The 15,166-nt window shown below is 60.7% G+C and carries 17 protein-coding genes; 9 read left to right on the plus strand and 8 right to left on the minus strand.

Going from position 1 to position 15,166, the window contains the following annotated elements:
• Positions 1-120 precede the first annotated feature (120 nt).
• Positions 121-960, plus strand: coding sequence for an ABC transporter ATP-binding protein (locus IVA88_RS14770; RefSeq protein WP_247497954.1), 840 nt, complete (start codon positions 121-123; stop codon positions 958-960).
• On the opposite strand, the gene IVA88_RS14775 is transcribed toward IVA88_RS14770, so the two are convergent.
• On the minus strand, positions 957-2,111 hold the full coding sequence (locus IVA88_RS14775) for an AGE family epimerase/isomerase (protein ID WP_247497955.1): 1,155 nt from the start codon (positions 2,109-2,111) through the stop codon (positions 957-959). The genes IVA88_RS14770 and IVA88_RS14775 overlap by 4 nt on opposite strands.
• A gap of 86 nt (positions 2,112-2,197) precedes the next feature.
• Between IVA88_RS14775 and IVA88_RS14780 the strand changes: the two genes are divergently transcribed.
• Positions 2,198-3,421, plus strand: a complete 1,224-nt coding sequence (locus IVA88_RS14780) for an AMP-binding protein (RefSeq protein WP_247497956.1) — start codon at positions 2,198-2,200, stop codon at positions 3,419-3,421.
• 126 nt (positions 3,422-3,547) lie between these two features.
• Here the strand turns inward: IVA88_RS14780 and IVA88_RS14785 are convergent, their stop codons facing one another.
• On the minus strand, positions 3,548-4,405 hold the full coding sequence (locus IVA88_RS14785; protein ID WP_247497957.1) for a hypothetical protein: 858 nt from the start codon (positions 4,403-4,405) through the stop codon (positions 3,548-3,550).
• Between the two features lie 207 nt (positions 4,406-4,612).
• On the opposite strand from IVA88_RS14785, the gene IVA88_RS14790 reads away from it, so the two are divergent.
• The 3 genes from IVA88_RS14790 to IVA88_RS14800 all read left to right on the plus strand — a co-directional run bounded on the left by IVA88_RS14790 (position 4,613) and on the right by IVA88_RS14800 (position 5,941).
• Positions 4,613-4,960 (plus strand): hypothetical protein, encoded by a 348-nt coding sequence (locus IVA88_RS14790; protein WP_247497958.1) that lies wholly within the window; start codon positions 4,613-4,615, stop codon positions 4,958-4,960.
• Between the two features lie 63 nt (positions 4,961-5,023).
• Positions 5,024-5,575, plus strand: a complete 552-nt coding sequence (locus IVA88_RS14795; RefSeq protein ID WP_247497959.1) for a MarR family transcriptional regulator — start codon at positions 5,024-5,026, stop codon at positions 5,573-5,575.
• A gap of 216 nt (positions 5,576-5,791) precedes the next feature.
• Positions 5,792-5,941 (plus strand): hypothetical protein, encoded by a 150-nt coding sequence (locus tag IVA88_RS14800; protein ID WP_247497960.1) that lies wholly within the window; start codon positions 5,792-5,794, stop codon positions 5,939-5,941.
• 441 nt (positions 5,942-6,382) lie between these two features.
• Here the strand turns inward: IVA88_RS14800 and IVA88_RS14805 are convergent, their stop codons facing one another.
• From IVA88_RS14805 to rfbF, 5 genes are all read right to left on the minus strand, one after another.
• Entirely contained in the window at positions 6,383-6,775 is a 393-nt protein-coding gene (locus tag IVA88_RS14805; protein ID WP_247497961.1) for a hypothetical protein, read from the minus strand.
• A 76-nt stretch (positions 6,776-6,851) separates the two neighbouring features.
• Positions 6,852-7,775: a hypothetical protein gene (locus tag IVA88_RS14810; protein WP_247497962.1), complete on the minus strand. Its 924-nt coding sequence runs from the start codon at positions 7,773-7,775 to the stop codon at positions 6,852-6,854.
• On the minus strand, positions 7,768-9,009 hold the full coding sequence (locus IVA88_RS14815; RefSeq protein WP_247497963.1) for a class I SAM-dependent methyltransferase: 1,242 nt from the start codon (positions 9,007-9,009) through the stop codon (positions 7,768-7,770). Before IVA88_RS14815 ends, IVA88_RS14810 begins: the two co-directional genes overlap by 8 nt.
• 43 nt (positions 9,010-9,052) lie before the next feature.
• On the minus strand, positions 9,053-10,114 hold the full coding sequence (gene rfbG / locus IVA88_RS14820; protein ID WP_247497964.1) for a CDP-glucose 4,6-dehydratase: 1,062 nt from the start codon (positions 10,112-10,114) through the stop codon (positions 9,053-9,055).
• Positions 10,111-10,881, minus strand: coding sequence for a glucose-1-phosphate cytidylyltransferase (gene rfbF, locus IVA88_RS14825; RefSeq protein ID WP_247497965.1), 771 nt, complete (start codon positions 10,879-10,881; stop codon positions 10,111-10,113). Before rfbF ends, rfbG begins: the two co-directional genes overlap by 4 nt.
• Positions 10,882-11,119: 238 nt before the next feature.
• Between rfbF and IVA88_RS14830 the strand changes: the two genes are divergently transcribed.
• The 4 genes from IVA88_RS14830 (at position 11,120) to IVA88_RS14845 (ending at position 14,502) form a co-directional block, all read left to right on the plus strand.
• The gene (locus IVA88_RS14830; protein ID WP_247497966.1) at positions 11,120-12,058 is read left to right on the plus strand and encodes a glycosyltransferase family 2 protein; all 939 of its coding nucleotides are present in this window, start codon (positions 11,120-11,122) and stop codon (positions 12,056-12,058) included.
• A 127-nt stretch (positions 12,059-12,185) separates the two neighbouring features.
• Positions 12,186-12,392 (plus strand): hypothetical protein, encoded by a 207-nt coding sequence (locus IVA88_RS14835; protein WP_247497967.1) that lies wholly within the window; start codon positions 12,186-12,188, stop codon positions 12,390-12,392.
• Positions 12,393-13,326: 934 nt separating this feature from the next.
• On the plus strand, positions 13,327-14,055 hold the full coding sequence (locus IVA88_RS14840; protein WP_247497968.1) for a recombinase family protein: 729 nt from the start codon (positions 13,327-13,329) through the stop codon (positions 14,053-14,055).
• Positions 14,056-14,502 (plus strand): hypothetical protein, encoded by a 447-nt coding sequence (locus tag IVA88_RS14845; protein ID WP_247497969.1) that lies wholly within the window; start codon positions 14,056-14,058, stop codon positions 14,500-14,502.
• Positions 14,503-14,588: 86 nt separating this feature from the next.
• Here IVA88_RS14845 and IVA88_RS14850 read toward each other — a convergent pair whose 3' ends face one another.
• Positions 14,589-15,092 (minus strand): HAD family hydrolase, encoded by a 504-nt coding sequence (locus tag IVA88_RS14850; RefSeq protein WP_247497970.1) that lies wholly within the window; start codon positions 15,090-15,092, stop codon positions 14,589-14,591.
• Between the last annotated feature and the right edge of the window lie 74 nt (positions 15,093-15,166).

Raw genomic sequence — 15,166 nt, forward strand, 5'->3', positions numbered from 1 at the left:
ATCTCCGACGCCACGGCCGGGCTTGTCCCGGCCATCCACGTCTGACCAGGCGGCACGAAGAACGTGGATGCCCGGGATAAGCCCGGGCATGACGAGCGTAGCAAATCGGCGGCATACAGAATGACCGACACCTTTGAAGCAACCCACGCCAAGCCGACCGTCGTGCCCGCGCCGCCCCTCCTCGGCGTGCGCAACATCGAGGTCGTCTATGACGACGTGATCCTGGTGCTACGCGGCCTCAGCCTCGACGTGCCCAAGGGCGCGATCGTGGCGCTGCTGGGCGCCAACGGCGCCGGCAAGTCGACGACGCTGAAAGCGATCTCGGGGCTGCTCAAGACCGAGGACGGCGAGGTCACGCGCGGCGAGATCCTGTTCGAGGGCGAGCGCATCAACGGCATCGATCCCGACAAGATCGTCCGCCGCGGCATCTTCCAGGTGATGGAGGGCCGGCGCATCGTCGCCGACATGACCTCCCTGGAAAACCTCAAGCTCGGCGCCTTCACCCGCAGGGATCGCGAGGTCGGTGCCGATCTCGACATGGTCTTCAACTATTTCCCGCGGCTGAAGGAGCGCACCGGGCTTGCCGGCTATCTCTCCGGCGGCGAGCAGCAGATGCTCGCGATCGGCCGCGCGCTGATGGCGCGCCCGAAGATGATCCTAATGGACGAGCCCTCGATGGGCCTGTCGCCGCTGCTGGTGAAAGAGGTGTTCTCGATCATCCAGAAGATCAACCGGGACCTCGGCGTCACCATCTTGCTGGTCGAGCAGAACGCCCGCGCCGCGCTATCGGTGGCAAGCCACGGCTACATCATGGAGCAGGGCAAGGTCGTGCTCGACGGCACCGCGGACGAATTGCGCGACAACGAGGACGTCAAGGAATTCTACCTCGGCGGCGCCGGCGACCAGCGCAAGAGCTTCAAGAATCTCAAGAGCTTCAAGCGGCGCAAGCGCTGGCTTTAACCTTCCAATACCTGCTCCGCTTCCGTGACTGCGCAGAGAACATGATAGAACGACGACGCAGGAATGGTGTCGATCAGCGATTTGCCGTCGCGATCGAACTGGTCGTACCAGCCGCCCCGCACGGGATGGCTGAGATAATACCGTTCGAGCCGCGCCAGCGCCAAGCGCGCCTCGTCCGCCGCACCCGCCTCGCCGGATTCGGCCTGCGCGATCCACGCCTTCGCAAGCTCGGTCTGCGGCCACAGCCGGCGCGTGCTGCGGCGAATTTTGCCGGCGTCGTCGCCCTCGTCGATCAGGCAGCCGGTGGCCGCGTCGCAATAGCGCAGCGCGGTTTCCAGCAGCTCGGCGCGCCGCTGTCCGGTCGGACAGCCCGTGATGCGTTCGAACCCCTTCAGCAGCCAGACCCATTCCGCCTGGTGGCCGGGCTCGACGCTGACCGGCGCGATCTTCGACCAGTCCTCTTCGAAATATTCGCCGAGCGCGCGCGTCCGTTTGTCGTAGAGATTGGCAAGGAACAGCGCGAAGAACTCGCCGGCACGGTTCTGGAACGACAAATCGTGGGTCGCGTCGAAGCACGCGATCATCGCCTCGAACAGATGCATGTGCGGATTCTGCCGGCGTGGCAGCGAGACCGGAAGGCCTTCGTGGACGCCGCCATGCGGCGAGCGCAGATGGCCGTCGAGGAAGGCGAGCAGCACGTCGATCTCGGCGCGAACCTGCGCGTCCTGGTCGAGCGCATAGACGGTCGCAAGCGCAAACAGGATGAAAGCGTGGTCGTAGGCATCGCGCCGACCGTCCAGCACCGCGCCCTCCGGCGTCAGCCGGTGCACGTAGCCGGGCCGGCCGTCGGGCGCCTTTGCTTTGGCGAGCAGATGCTCGAGCCCCTTGAGCGCGATGGCGCGCCCCTCAGGGTACCAGCCCATCTGCGCGGCCTTGGCGTAGCACCAGATCTGGCGGGCCTGCACGAACACGCGCCGCGGCGCGATCACGTCCGCCGTGCCGTCGCGGTGCAGCCGATCGATGAAACCACCCGCGCCATGGTCCCAGCCGACCGTCGACCACAGCGGCAGCGCCTCGTCGATCATGCGGCGCTTCAGGCGCGCGACGACGTCCGCCGCTTCGTGCGCTGCACTGATTCCCTCGTCCGCCATCGCGTCCTCTTCAAACCTCGCCAATCGCCGTCTGATACCCATGCCGGCGGCGGCGCGCAACGCATGCCAACCCGGAAAGATCAGCCATGACCGCCCATTACGACGCCCTCGAGACGCGCGAACAAGCCGCGCGCGAGGCCGATCTGTTCTCCCGCCTGCCAGGCGTGCTGCGCTGTGCGATGACCGCGCCCGCCTATGCCGATCGGCTGAAAGGGGTCGATCCCGCTGCCGTGACCTCCAGGGCCGCCCTGGCGGGCCTGCCGGTGCTGCGCAAGTCTGAACTGCCGGCCCTGCACAAGGCCTCCCCGCCCTTTGGCGGTCTCGTCGCGGCGGCGCCCGGATCTTTCGCCCGCCTCTTCACCTCCCCAGGGCCGATTTTCGAGCCGGAAGGGCGACAGGCCGACCCCTGGCGCGGCGCACGGGCGCTGTTCGCGGCCGGGTTCCGGCCCGATGATATCGTGCTCAACACCTTCAGCTACCATCTCACCCCCGGCGGCTTCATCTTCGATGCGTCGGCGCGCGCGCTCGGCTGCGCCGTGATCCCCGCGGGTCCCGGCAATACCGAGCAGCAATTCGAGCTGATCGAGGCCTACCGTCCGGTCGGCTACAGCGGCACGCCGGATTTCCTGAAGATCTTGCTCGATGCTGCCGCAAGCTCGGGCCGCGACGTCTCCTCGATCAAGCGCGCGCTGGTCTCGGGCGCGGCGTTCCCGCCCTCGCTCCAGGCGGAGATCAAGGGGCGCGGCGTCGATGCCTATCAGGCCTTCGGCACCGCCGATCTCGGCCTCATCGCCTTCGAGACCGCGGCGCGCGATGGCATGGTCGTGAACGAGGATCTGATCATGGAGATCGTCAAGCCCGGTACCGCCGATCCCGTGGCGCCCGGCGACGTCGGCGAGATCGTCGTGACCTCGCTCGACCCGCATCATCCCTGGATCCGGCTCGCTCTCGGCGACCTCACCGCGGCACTGCCGGGCACCAGCCCCTGCGGACGCACCAACATGCGCATCAAGGGCTGGATGGGCCGCGCCGACCAGACCACCAAGGTCAAGGGCATGTTCGTCCGCCCCGAGCAGGTCGCCGAGATCGGCAAGCGCCATTCCGCGCTCGGAAGACTACGCCTCGTCGTCACGCGCCAGGGCGAGGCCGATGCAATGACGCTGAAAGCGGAGACGGCGGCCGCGAGCGACGCGTTGCGCGAGGAGATTGCAGGCACCTTGCGCGCGGTGACGAAGCTCGGAGGCGACGTTGAACTGGTGATCCCCGGCGCGCTGCCGAACGACGGCAAGGTGATCGCGGACGAGCGGTAGAGGATGGGTGTTTCGGCGTGTAACCACCTATCTACAATCGATTTTCCGAACAGGATGGAAGTCTTGTTCTGCGAGTTTTGCAACCGTCTCGGGCACCCCCAACAATTTCAATTCCGTTGCAATGCTTCACTTCTTCACAGTTTTCATTGCCGTCGTAAAGATGGCGCCCGAGGTTTCCTGATCTTCCAGATGGTTCAGCACGTCCTTGTTTCCTGTCCGGAAACCGATCGGCCCAGGCACCCACCATTTCTCCTTCGAAGTACTCTCCGGATTGATGGTGGCGTTGCTGTCCGGTTCGTGATCGATCGTTATGCTCGAGTTCGTTGCGCGGGGTGCCTGTACGGCCAGCATTTTCGGCGCAACTTTATGTGTGCCGAGCAACTCTTTCGATGCTTTGACCTGCACAAGCCGCTTAGTGACCATCAAGATTCGCTCGTCCAGTCGTCCCATTCGGTCTTCCAGCAGCTCAATTTTGGTCGGGTTCACGAAGGTGGTGACTTCGGAGGGACCTTCCACCACCTGACCGACTTCCAGCTTTTTCAAGCGTTCCGCGATAGCAGTACCCCAAGACGCCTCTTTCTCAGCGTCTGCTGGGCGCGGGACCCAATGGACAACGAGGTCTGCATAGCTCTTGTACTTTTTAAAGAGCTTTTCGACCTTCTCAACTGTGTCGGCTAGCGCGAACTCTGGCGCCATGGCTTGCAGCGAGGCCCGAAGCGGCAGGGTCCGGTTATATGTCTGAACGCTATCGATATGTGCCTGCAACAGCTGGTCGTCGTGGCGTTTTACTCGTTTTTGACGCCACATGAGATCGATGAAGCGATCGACCAACATGTCCTCGGTCGGCCCGTTCGGGCACCATTCCGCGACGACTTCCGCGACAAACCACTTGTACTCGCGGCGGCTTTCGTGCGGAAGCAACACGGCGTGTGAATAAGCGCCATGTTTCAGAGCGTTAGTAGAACGCGTTCTCTTGGGCGACACGATGTATCCTCTCAACAGATCATCATTTGCCCCGGTCCTCCACCAAGTTCGCCGAGGCGCGCGTCGTATGCAAGTGGATGTTGATGCGAGCCAGATAGAAGTTGGGGATGACATTCGTTTAGGCCCAATCCGCCTTGTTAAGGACCCGCGCCAGATAGAGACTGATTCGCTTGTTGAGCTGGCAATGCAAAGTCTAGGCGCCTCGTGATGCTCCACATCAACAAGATCGCAAAATCTCTCGACGAGAGACGCACTCTGCTGGCGGCATCACGCCGGGAGTTGGAAGCGCTACTTGAAAATCTTTGCGCAGGTGTGATGCTACCAATCCCAGTTAGGCTCTCCGCGGCCGTCCTTGACCGGCGCTGCAGCGCTTCCATCATTGAGAGCCTCGAACTATACGAAATGCTGGTGATCGACCCGTATATTTTGGGAGCGCAAGTAAGGGCTGTAGCAAACCTTATCCAAGCCCAGACGCGGCTTGCGGCGGAACATCAAATGATCAGTGCGATGATCGAGAAAGTGTTCGCATCAGGCGGGCAAGACTGCCCGCATTGAAGCGAAGTGAGGTCGCCGACAACCCGTCGGACATTCCTGCGCCCTATTTTGGAAGATCGCGCGATGAAGGCAGGAAAGGGCGGCACCAGAAAGCGAGTCGACAAAAGAGGGTCGCAGACTGCGCGCGTCGCAAGGCCGGCGCGCACGTTGCCGGGAGCGGCGCCACTCGCAAAGCTCGCACCGCCAAAGCTGCCTGCCTCCGCAGATCTGTCCCGATCGATCATCTATCGCATCCGGCGGGCTCAGCTTTGGGTCTTCAAGGATGTCAGCCGGCGTCTCGCCGCCTTTGAGATCAGCCCATCGCAATTCTTCGTGCTGTCGGCGATCGAGGCCAATCCCGGCGTCAATCAGTTCGCCATCGCGCAATCGTTGTCGATCGAGCGCGCAGGGCTCGGGAGGTTGGTGGATCATCTGTTGCGGTGCGGCCTGGTGCGGCGCTCCGCCTCCGCCGTCAATCGCCGCTACTACGTGCTCTATTTAACCGAGACCGGCGCCGCACTGTTGGGCCGCTTGCGGCCGGCAATCGACGAAAGCGAGAAGGCGCTAGCCGGGAGGATTGGCCAGCGCTCCTTCCGCGAATTGCAACGGGCGCTAGACCGGATAAGGGATCCATGAAGGAAGGGCGCCGCACGCAAATCTTCCGCACCGTCGAACTGTCCCCTTCAAAGAAGGAAGAAAGCGAGAGGCGGTCGTTTGCGCAGGCCCAATTGATCGTAGGCAAGCCGCAGTCAAATCAGGCTCATTACGGCCAGCATGTTGATATCCCCCCTATTCGAGCGAGGAGGCGCAATTCTGTTCTCCTATCTGGTCTTCGAATGGCCTGGGTGGAACATGTCCTCCGCCTACCTGATCGTCACAGGTCTTGCCACGGCCATGACGGTGCCGCTCCTCAACGAGGAGCAGCGCGCCTCGGTCAGCGGTCAAGATGCAGGTCTGATGTCGCGTAAACCTCGAAGCCTACTTTCAGGCCAAGCAGCGTGACGTCCGCTTTGGGCCGGGCGGCCAAGCTTCCAATCACTCAACTCAGGTCAACTGTCGCCTCGCTCCGGGCTCCGCGGTTATCATCGATGACAGCCGTCACGCCATTGACGAAACCTTGACACTCAGCGTGCGTCTTAAACGTGCCCTTGTACTTCCCGAATAGGAAGACGGTTCGGCCGTAACCCTTTCCGAAAAAGTATTGGCCGACGTGTCTGCCGCCTTCGTGTTTGAGCTCAATGCTACCAAGGCTTTGCACTGACTTGAGGTCTGTCTCGGGTAGCTTGATCCGCACATCCGTCTCCGCTATTCAGGCCGGCTCCCAAATCCTATCATGAACTAGGTGGAGTTCACACTTAGCGGCAGAGCGGCTAGTCGCCTCTTAGAAGAGGCCACGCATCTACGGAATGTTAGCGGCCAACGTAAACCGGCTGGCCTAACAGATCAGCGCTTTGCCGCGTTATCCGCCAGTTCCATCGCCAAATCCAGAGCTGCAACCCCAATTTGATCCAAAGAATTAGATCTGCAGCGCCGGTCCATCCAAGCGACGATCGCTGTGAAATCGCCCCCGCCGACAATTTCCCTGTCGGCCCCCACATTTAGCCCGCTGACGAAGCCCACAACCCAGGATTCAAACGCTGCTTTAACCACCGGGTTCTTCTTCCTATTCATCCAGGCGGTACAAGATTGCGAGCCGGCGCCGACGATGGTTGATCCGGCGTTCAGGCACGTTATCGGCAGAAGTAGCATCACCACAATGGCAAGCGCGCGCTTCACTTTTTCCTCGAACCGAAAACGGCTAACGTCAAGCAGGTTAAATCTGTCAATTGCTCGCATCAGCTTAGATCCGCCGGTCTGACCTCCAATAAAGCCAGCCCGCGCCGGGGGCATAGGCTTTGGCTGATGGGGACCGTCACACCTGGACTCTGCGGGATTTCTGCTCGATCCGCGCCCACAATGAGATTACGTTGCGCTGACGCTGTGCATGATCAGCGTCAGCCTCTCCAAAGGAACGGCACAGCGCCGCGAGTACGTCCACCCTGGGATCACGGGCGTTCGGCGAATTCTGCCGTACGGAAACGAAAGGATCAGGCTGATCTAAGAAGCCGCACTGCGGGGCTGCAGTCATCTTGAAGCAAGTACGCGAGGCTCGGCTGTTCACGCGCAGCGCGATGGGCGGCAAGTTCTTTGCAGTGAAGATCGCCTCCCATGAGACCGTTTCGTCATCCGACGGACCGCTGACGACCGACGACTCTACGTCGTCGTAGCCGAGCTCAGCGAAAAGCGCGATGAGATGGATGCCATAGAAGCGGAGCGCGCCGCCTCCGCTGGAGTCGAACCGCTTCCAATTCACGATGTTGGCCCGATAGTGATGAGCCATGAAGCTCCAGTCCAATGAAAGGCGATCGATTCTTTGTCCTAAGATGGTGCGGAGCCGCGCCGCCCATGGCAAGAAGCGGAAAGTATAGCCGACGCGATACCGCTTGCCAGTGCGCTCAAACAGGTCGGCGAGCTGCGAGGCAAGCTGCGGCGTGGGCGCGATCGGCTTCTCGACTACGAAATCGCGAATTCTAGTTTTCGTCAAGCGAGCGATCCAGTCCACCTGATCGGCGGGACGAAGCGCCAGTACCGCGCCGCTTGCTTGCGCCAGCGCCTCGTCCCTATCGGCGCACCAGATCACCTCGTGCAGATATTGAGCCAGCTCACTTCGGCCACCGACCACGGCAGCGTAGCGCTCCGGCAGCGCCACTTTAATCCCGCACTCGATCAGCGCGGGCAGATATCCATACATACCGAAGCCCGACCCGAGGATCGTGAAGACGGGTGCCTCAGGCATGGAAATCGTCGGGGCCGAGCACGTCGATCACCGGGCCCCTGTAGCCGTTGTCGGAGAGATATTGGCGGATCTCCCGCGAAATGTGCCAGGCGAGATTGAGCAGAGGCTTGCTCTGATCGCCATGCGCGAACAACTCGTCGTCGGACGCGATCGGAATGCGAGTGCCGGGTACGTAATGTCCGATCTTGATCGAGCCCGGCTTTTCGTGAACCGCGAGGATCTCCTTCTCCGTCAGGCCGAGCAGCTTGACCAGGATGGCGGCGCGGCCGGGAAACGCCTTGGCTCGAATGGGTCCGTGGGCCGCGATGATCTTCTTCAGCTCTTCGCCCTTGCGGGCCTTCCAGAGCTCGACGTCGCGCGCGAGTTGGCCAAACTCGACCTGAAAATTGTTCTCGCGGGCGACGACATCGGCCGCGACGGCATCGTTCCTCACGGCGTGCCCGAGGATGACGCGGATGTTGCCGCCATAGCGCGCGGGAAATTCGACATTGACGATGTCGAGGCCGAGCGACTTCGCGATGAAGCTGAACGACTTGTACGAATAGGTGCGAGGATGTTCGTGATAGAAAGTATCAAACTGGTGCTGATCCAGCACCGCGCCGAGATAGTGGTTCTCGATCACGATCACCGTGTCGGGGCCAAGCAACACCTTCAGCGCCGCGAGCACGCCCTTGAGATCCTCGACATGGGCGAACACGTTGGTGAAAGTGACGATGTCGGGCGTACCGACGCCGCGACGGATTTCGGAAGCAGTCTCTGCACTGAGGTAGTTCTGCACCACGAAATGGCCCTTGGCCGCGGCGTCCTGCGCCGCACCGGTCGGCTCGATGCCGGCCGTCCTGGCGCCGGCCTCGCGGAAGAAGTCGAGCAGGCTGCCGTCATTGCAGCCGATGTCGAGTGCGGTCTTGCCGGTCAAGGGTCCCATCCGCTCCGCGCATGTTGCCACGAGACTCTTCATCCCGGAGAGCACGTCGGCCGTGAAGCGCGAGCGATAGTGATAGTCCCCGGGAAACAGATCCTCCTTCGGGACTTGGAAACGCTGATGGCCGGTGGCGCAGGTCGGACAAAAGTCGATCTTGATCGGGTATTCACGGCACTGACGCGAATCGCCAGCCGTCACCAGATCGTCGCACAGCGGGTGCTGGCCGAGATCGAGCACCGGCACGAGCTTGTCGCTGCCGCAGACCTCGCAGCTCTTGATCTCGGTGAGCGGTTGCGTCGACGTGGTGGCCATCAGATCGAATCCGGTTGGCGGCCCAAACAGACCGAGAGAGAGTCTAGGACCGCTTGGTGTTCATGAAAGCGTCGATCTGGTCAACCATCACCGGCCTGATCGCGGCGCGCTGCTCGAATGCCTTGTACCATTCCACCACGGCGGATGCGGCACGATCCAGGCCCCAGCGCGGCGCCCACCCCAGATGAGCCCGCGCCTTTGAACTGTCCAGTGACAGCAGGCGCGCCTCGTGCGGATGCTGTCCCGGCTGCGCCATCTGCTGCGGCGGAACACCCCAGAGCACGGCCAGCCGGTCGACCAGCCAGCGCACGGTGCGCACGCTGTCAGCATCGGGACCAAAATTCCATTCGCTGGAGAACGCAGCCGGGTCCCGCCACAGGTGCTCGGCGAGCAGCAGATAGCCCGATAGCGGCTCGAGGACGTGCTGCCACGGCCGTACCGCCTCGGGATTCCTCACCGGCACCGGCTGGCGGCTGCGGATCGCGGCGATGACATCGGGGATCAGACGATCCTGCGCCCAGTCGCCGCCGCCGATCACGTTGCCGGCCCGGACACTGGCAAGCCCGATCTGGCTGGTTCCACTGAAGAATGACGACCGGTAGGCCTGTGTCACCAGTTCCGCGCAGGCCTTGCTGTTGGAATAGGGATCCTTGCCGCCGAGCGGATCGGTCTCGCGGTAGCCCCACACCCATTCCTTGTTGTTGTAGCATTTGTCGCTGGTGACGTTGACTAGCACACGTACGCCTGAATTCCGCACGGCCTCGAACACGTGCACGGTGCCCATCACGTTAGTGGCGTAGGTGCCGACCGGGTCCTCATAGGACGCTCGCACGATCGCCTGCGCCGCCATGTGAAAGACGATCTCGGGCTGGAACCGATCGAACGCCGCCTGGATGGCAGCGGGATCGCGGATGTCGGCGAAAACAGACACGATGTCCCGCTCAGTATGAGCCAGATCGAACAGGTTCGGCGTCGTCGCGGGCGGCAGCGCGAGACCCGCGACCTCGGCGCCGAGATGGCGTAGCCACGCAACCAGCCAGCCCCCCTTGAATCCGGTATGCCCGGTGACGAGAACGCGCTTGCCCGTCCAGAAACCGGCGTTCATGGCCAGCTCTTCCAAGGCGCCTGCCCACTATCCCAGAGCTGTTCGAGGTGCAGCTTGTCCCGCAGCGTGTCCATCGCCGCCCAGAAGCCGGCGTGACGGTAGGCCGCAAGCTGCCCGTCCTGCGACAGGCGCTTGAGCGGCTCCTGCTCCCAGATGGTGGCGTCGTTGTCGAGATAGTCGAAGATCGCGGGCTCCAGCACGAAGAAGCCGCCATTGATCCAGCGGCCGTCGCCCCGCGGCTTCTCCTCGAAATGCCGGACCACGTCGTGGCAGATGTCGAGCGCACCAAACCGCGCCGGCGGCTGGATCGCGGTAACCGTCGCATGACGCCCGTGGGCGCGATGAAAATCGCGCAACGCGTCGATATCGACGTCCGCGAGCCCATCGCCATAGGTCATGCAGAACGTCTCCTCGCCTACGTAGTCCTTGACGCGCCTGAGCCGACCGCCGGTCATGGTGTTGAGGCCGGTGTCGACCAGCGTCACCTTCCAGTGCTCGGCGAATTTGTTGTGCACTTCCATCGCATTGTTGGCGAGGTCGAACGTCACGTCGGCCATGTGCAGGAAGTAGTTCGCGAAATACTCCTTGATGACATAGGACTTGTAACCGCAGCAGATGATGAACTCGTGGATCCCGTGCGACGAGAAGATCTTCATGATGTGCCACAAGATCGGCTTGCCGCCGATCTCGATCATGGGTTTTGGCTTGACGTGGCTCTCTTCGGTGATACGCGTCCCGAATCCGCCCGCCAGAATCACGGCCTTCATGCTCGTACCCGTCCAGCGGAAAACGTCACTTCAGAACGAATAGACCAATCTTGTCAACACGATCTAGCCGTGCCGCCCTACTCTTCGAGCGGTTGAAGTTGTTGGCTTACCTGCTAAAGAAACGATTGAAAGATGGCAACCCCACCACCGGCGCGCCAAACCCGCCTGGGGTGGCTGCCATCCGCCTGATTCCGAGCCGCGCGGGACTGATCTCTTTCGATGGACGCCTGGAGGAGTGATGCCGAAAAAGATCAGCCTTGTGACCCCCTGCTACAACGAGGAAGCGGGGATCCGTGAGTCCTACGCCGTGGTCAAGGACATCTTCGATCGGGAGCTTCCGGGCTACGAGCGCGAACACATCTTCTGCGACAACGCCTCGACCGACCGGACCGTCGAGATCCTGAAGGAAATCGCGGCCGAGGACCCCTCGGTCAAGGTCATCGTGAACTCCCGGAATTTCGGCGTGCTCAGGAGCACCTACAACGGCGTGCTGGCCTCCACCGGCGATGCCACGGTGCTTTTCATGCCGGCCGATTTGCAGGACCCGCCGGCGCTGATCCCGACGTTCGTCAAACACTGGGAGGACGGCTACGAGATCGTGTTCGGCATCCGGGCGCGGCGTGAGGAGGCGTTCCTCAGCCGCACTGCGCGCCACCTGTACTACAAAGCGATCAGTACCATGTCCTACGTGGACTATCCCGCCGACGTCGGCGACTACCAGCTGGTCGACCGCAAGGTACTCCACGCCATGAAGCAGTTCGAGGACGTCCAGCCGTTCATGCGCATGATGCCCTTCGAATGCGGCTTCCGGTCGATCGGCGTACCCTACACTTGGCTCGCGCGGAAGCACGGCATATCGCGCAACCGGCTCTCGAACCTGATCGACCAGGGTCTGCTCGGAGCCATCAGCTTCTCCACCGTGCCGCTGCGGGTCGCGTTCTTCTTCGGGTTGCTGATCTCGTCGCTAAGTTTCACCTACGCATTCGTCGTGTTCCTCCTCAAGATCGCAGGCTTTGATATCGGCCCGCATGGCATTCCCACGATCATCATCGGCCTATTTTTCTTCGGCGGCGTGCAACTCTTCTTCCTCGGCGTGCTTGGCGAATATATCGTTGCGATCTTCAACCAGGTCCGCAGGAGACCGATCGTGATCGAGAGAGAACGGGTCAACTTCTGAGCGAAATGCGCTTGGCGGAGCTCAAGCCAGTTGGCGGAGCTCAAGCCAGGACTTTAGAAAACGTTGTGCGGCGGCATCCCGTTTGCTAATATGGGGCCTGCTCCAGCGTCAGTTGCGTGCAAGCGTCGTGATCACGTACAAGCAATACCATATCCAGAGATTTGAGCACGGCCATAGCCGCTGGGTTGCCCGTATCACGCGGGCAGACGGCCAAAACATTCGCACCATCCTGCCAGCGTCTGAGCATCCCTACCTTGATACGAAGCCGACCGCTTCCCCCGAGGAAGCCGAGGAGCTTGCCAAGGAAGGCATCGAGTTTGGCGGTGTGGTATAGCGGCCTGCCCTCATAAAGTAGGCCGCAGGGCGTCCGCTCACCGTTTGAGCAGAACCTTTTGGCAAATCAGAGTATTGCCGCGGTTTTGATCCGCATCGGACCTTTCGGCGGATTAAAGTCCGAGGTCCGATAATAGCTCTCGGCCAACTGTGCGCGCTCACCACATTCGCGGAACTTGCCATCCTTTCGATTTCCCGAAATACCACTTGCTCCGTCGGGCAAAACAGGAGCTTATAGGGTGCTGGTCCTGCGAAATTAAAAGGGGCAGCCGTGGCAGAGGAACTCCAAGCGTCTAGCGAGCTGTCGAAGATCGCCCGGCTCAATGGCGACTTCAGGCGAAATTACGGTGTTCTCCTCGGCGCATTTCTTTATCTGAGATCTATCAGCGCCGCGCGGGGGCGATCCTGGCTTTGGGCCGGCTTGGCATCGATCATCTGCTCAGTTGTGCTGAATTGGGTCAGCAAGCATATCTCTTCGTGGTCTAGTTGGTGATACGATCGACTTGCAAGCAACGTAGCGGAGGCAAAGCATGGCCAACGCACTGATCGTTCGCCCTCGGGCAGATGTTTTGTCCCTGACAAGAACTGGGCGTGCGGCCCAATACGTGCGCATGTCAACGGACCACCAGCGATACTCGACACAAAACCAAGCGGCTGCCATCGCCGTCTATGCCGCGCAGCACGATCTGGATCATTGTTCGCACCTACACGGACGAGGGTCGGAGCGGTCTTCGCATTCACCGCCGCCAAGGTTTGATCGAGCTGATTGACGACGTCCGCAGCGGCCGGGCGGACTTTTATCACATCCTTGTCTATGACGTCAGCCGCTGGGGAAGTTCCAGGATGTCGACGAGAGCGCGTATTACGAGTTCACCTGCCGTCAGGCTAGGATCAAGGTCTGCTACTGCGCCGAAGAATTCGACAACGACGGTAGTGTGATCGCAAGCATCGTGAAAAATCTCAAGCGAGTGATGGCGGCCGAATACTCAAGAGAACTTTCGGTCAAGGTTCACGCCGGCGCCTGCCGCGTGGCGAGCCTTGGCTTCAAGCAGGGCGGCGCCATCAGTTACGGGCTCAAGCGCGAATTGGTTGATGAAAACCGCTGCTCGAGAGGTATAATTCTGGGCAGCGGACAGCGCAAACATTTGCAGACCGACCGGGTTCTCGTCCAGCCCGGACCGCAGCACGAGCAGCAGATCGTCGCCCAGATTTTTCGGGAGTATGTTGTCCGACGACGGTCGCAAGCCTCGATCGTACGTTTGCTCAACAAGGAACAAGTTTCCAATCACCGGGGCACACCATGGTCCGAAGGGATGATCCGCATACTGAGCAACGAAGCCTATATCGGCAACAGCGTCTATAATCGCAAGTCGTTTCGGCTCAAACAGGTGATGAAAAAGAACCCACCTGAATTATGGGTCAGAGCGACTGGGCTCTATGAGCCAATCGTTGACAGAAGCGTTTTCTTCAAAGCTCAAGAGCTCCTGAAAGAACAGTATGTCAGGCTTTCAGACGAGCATTTGTTGAAGAAGCTGCGAGACGCGCTCGCAGCAAATGGGAAGTTGAGCGTCTCGATAATGGCGGCGACAGAGGGCATGCCGAGCCCGCCTCTCTATGCATACCGTTTCGGCAGCCTGCGGGAAGCCTTCCGCCGGGTTGGTTAAGTGAACTCTGATCGCGATTTTGATTACCTCGACGCGCGCCGACAATCTGATGCTGAATTGCTGCAACAAGCATCGAAGCTTGCCACGCGCATTCGAGCACTTGGCGCTGCGGCGGTCTTCGACGGGGGCACCAAAGTGATGACTATTGACAGCAGGCTCGCCATTTCCCTTCGGATGGCTCGCTATTACATCGCGCCGCGACACGCGCCCGCCTGGCTGGTACATCGACGGATTATCGAACCCGCCGAGCTCATCTTGGCGCTGAGACTGGATCCAGCAACAAACAGGCAGGTGACCGACTATTTCCTCTTACCGTTGAGTGAAATGGCCAAGCAGCGAATTAATCTCACGGCAACGCCTCGCTCCCGATTTGCGAGCTATCGTTGCCCCACAATTGAGGACGTCTTGCGAGCAATCATGACCAAAGTGGCGGCCCTCTCGACATAACGGCTGTACGAGGCCACTGCACGATGCTGCGTCACAAGACATTCGCCACGTCTGGTGATTTGCTTCGCCTCTCCTGAGAGGCTTGTTTATCTGGTGCGCAAATGGCTGTTGACGAACTGCTGAAGATTCCCGCCCTCGAAAAGGTAGCCGTGTATCCCCGCTCCATTCGCCGCTTCGATGTCAGTGAACTTATCGCCTATGAGAAAGCTCCGAGCACAATCAACGGGGAAGCGATTCATGATCTTCGTGATCATGCCGGGCCTGGGCTTTCGGCAGGTGCACGAAGTGCGATAAAGCTCGACGCTTGCCTCAGGATGATGTGGACAATATTCGAAAGCATCTATGTGAGCGCCAACTTTTGCCAGCTCCTCTGACATCCAGGTATGAAGAGCTCTGATATCGGCTTCCTTGTACAATCCCCTAGCAACTCCTGACTGGTTCGTGATTACGAAGGCGAAATATCCGGCATCATTGACGGCCTTCACGGCTTCCCGCGCGCCTGGCATCCACCTGAACTTAGCTCTCTCATAGAGATAGCCAATATCCTCGTTAAGAACGCCATCTCGGTCCAAAAACACCGCGGGTTTCATTGCAAATACCTTAAACCGAGCAGCCTTGCACTCAGGGTTGGCTCGCTAACTGCTCACATCAAGGAAGCGCTGTA

This window comes from Bradyrhizobium sp. 149 (assembly GCF_023073915.1).
Taxonomy (GTDB): domain Bacteria; phylum Pseudomonadota; class Alphaproteobacteria; order Rhizobiales; family Xanthobacteraceae; genus Bradyrhizobium.

Bases quoted from the DNA above. Each gene is read 5' to 3' on its own strand.
- IVA88_RS14780 (WP_247497956.1), top strand. From the start codon at position 2,198: ATGACCGCCCATTACGACGCCCTCGAGACGCGCGAACAAGCCGCGCGC.
- IVA88_RS14775 (WP_247497955.1), bottom strand. From the start codon at position 2,111: ATGGCGGACGAGGGAATCAGTGCAGCGCACGAAGCGGCGGACGTCGTC.
- IVA88_RS14805 (WP_247497961.1), bottom strand. From the start codon at position 6,775: ATGCGAGCAATTGACAGATTTAACCTGCTTGACGTTAGCCGTTTTCGG.
- IVA88_RS14850 (WP_247497970.1), bottom strand. From the start codon at position 15,092: ATGAAACCCGCGGTGTTTTTGGACCGAGATGGCGTTCTTAACGAGGAT.
- IVA88_RS14810 (WP_247497962.1), bottom strand. From the start codon at position 7,775: ATGCCTGAGGCACCCGTCTTCACGATCCTCGGGTCGGGCTTCGGTATG.
- rfbF (WP_247497965.1), bottom strand. From the start codon at position 10,881: ATGAAGGCCGTGATTCTGGCGGGCGGATTCGGGACGCGTATCACCGAA.
- IVA88_RS14815 (WP_247497963.1), bottom strand. From the start codon at position 9,009: ATGGCCACCACGTCGACGCAACCGCTCACCGAGATCAAGAGCTGCGAG.
- IVA88_RS14790 (WP_247497958.1), top strand. From the start codon at position 4,613: ATGCTCCACATCAACAAGATCGCAAAATCTCTCGACGAGAGACGCACT.
- IVA88_RS14770 (WP_247497954.1), top strand. From the start codon at position 121: ATGACCGACACCTTTGAAGCAACCCACGCCAAGCCGACCGTCGTGCCC.
- IVA88_RS14800 (WP_247497960.1), top strand. From the start codon at position 5,792: ATGTCCTCCGCCTACCTGATCGTCACAGGTCTTGCCACGGCCATGACG.
- IVA88_RS14795 (WP_247497959.1), top strand. From the start codon at position 5,024: ATGAAGGCAGGAAAGGGCGGCACCAGAAAGCGAGTCGACAAAAGAGGG.
- IVA88_RS14830 (WP_247497966.1), top strand. From the start codon at position 11,120: ATGCCGAAAAAGATCAGCCTTGTGACCCCCTGCTACAACGAGGAAGCG.
- rfbG (WP_247497964.1), bottom strand. From the start codon at position 10,114: ATGAACGCCGGTTTCTGGACGGGCAAGCGCGTTCTCGTCACCGGGCAT.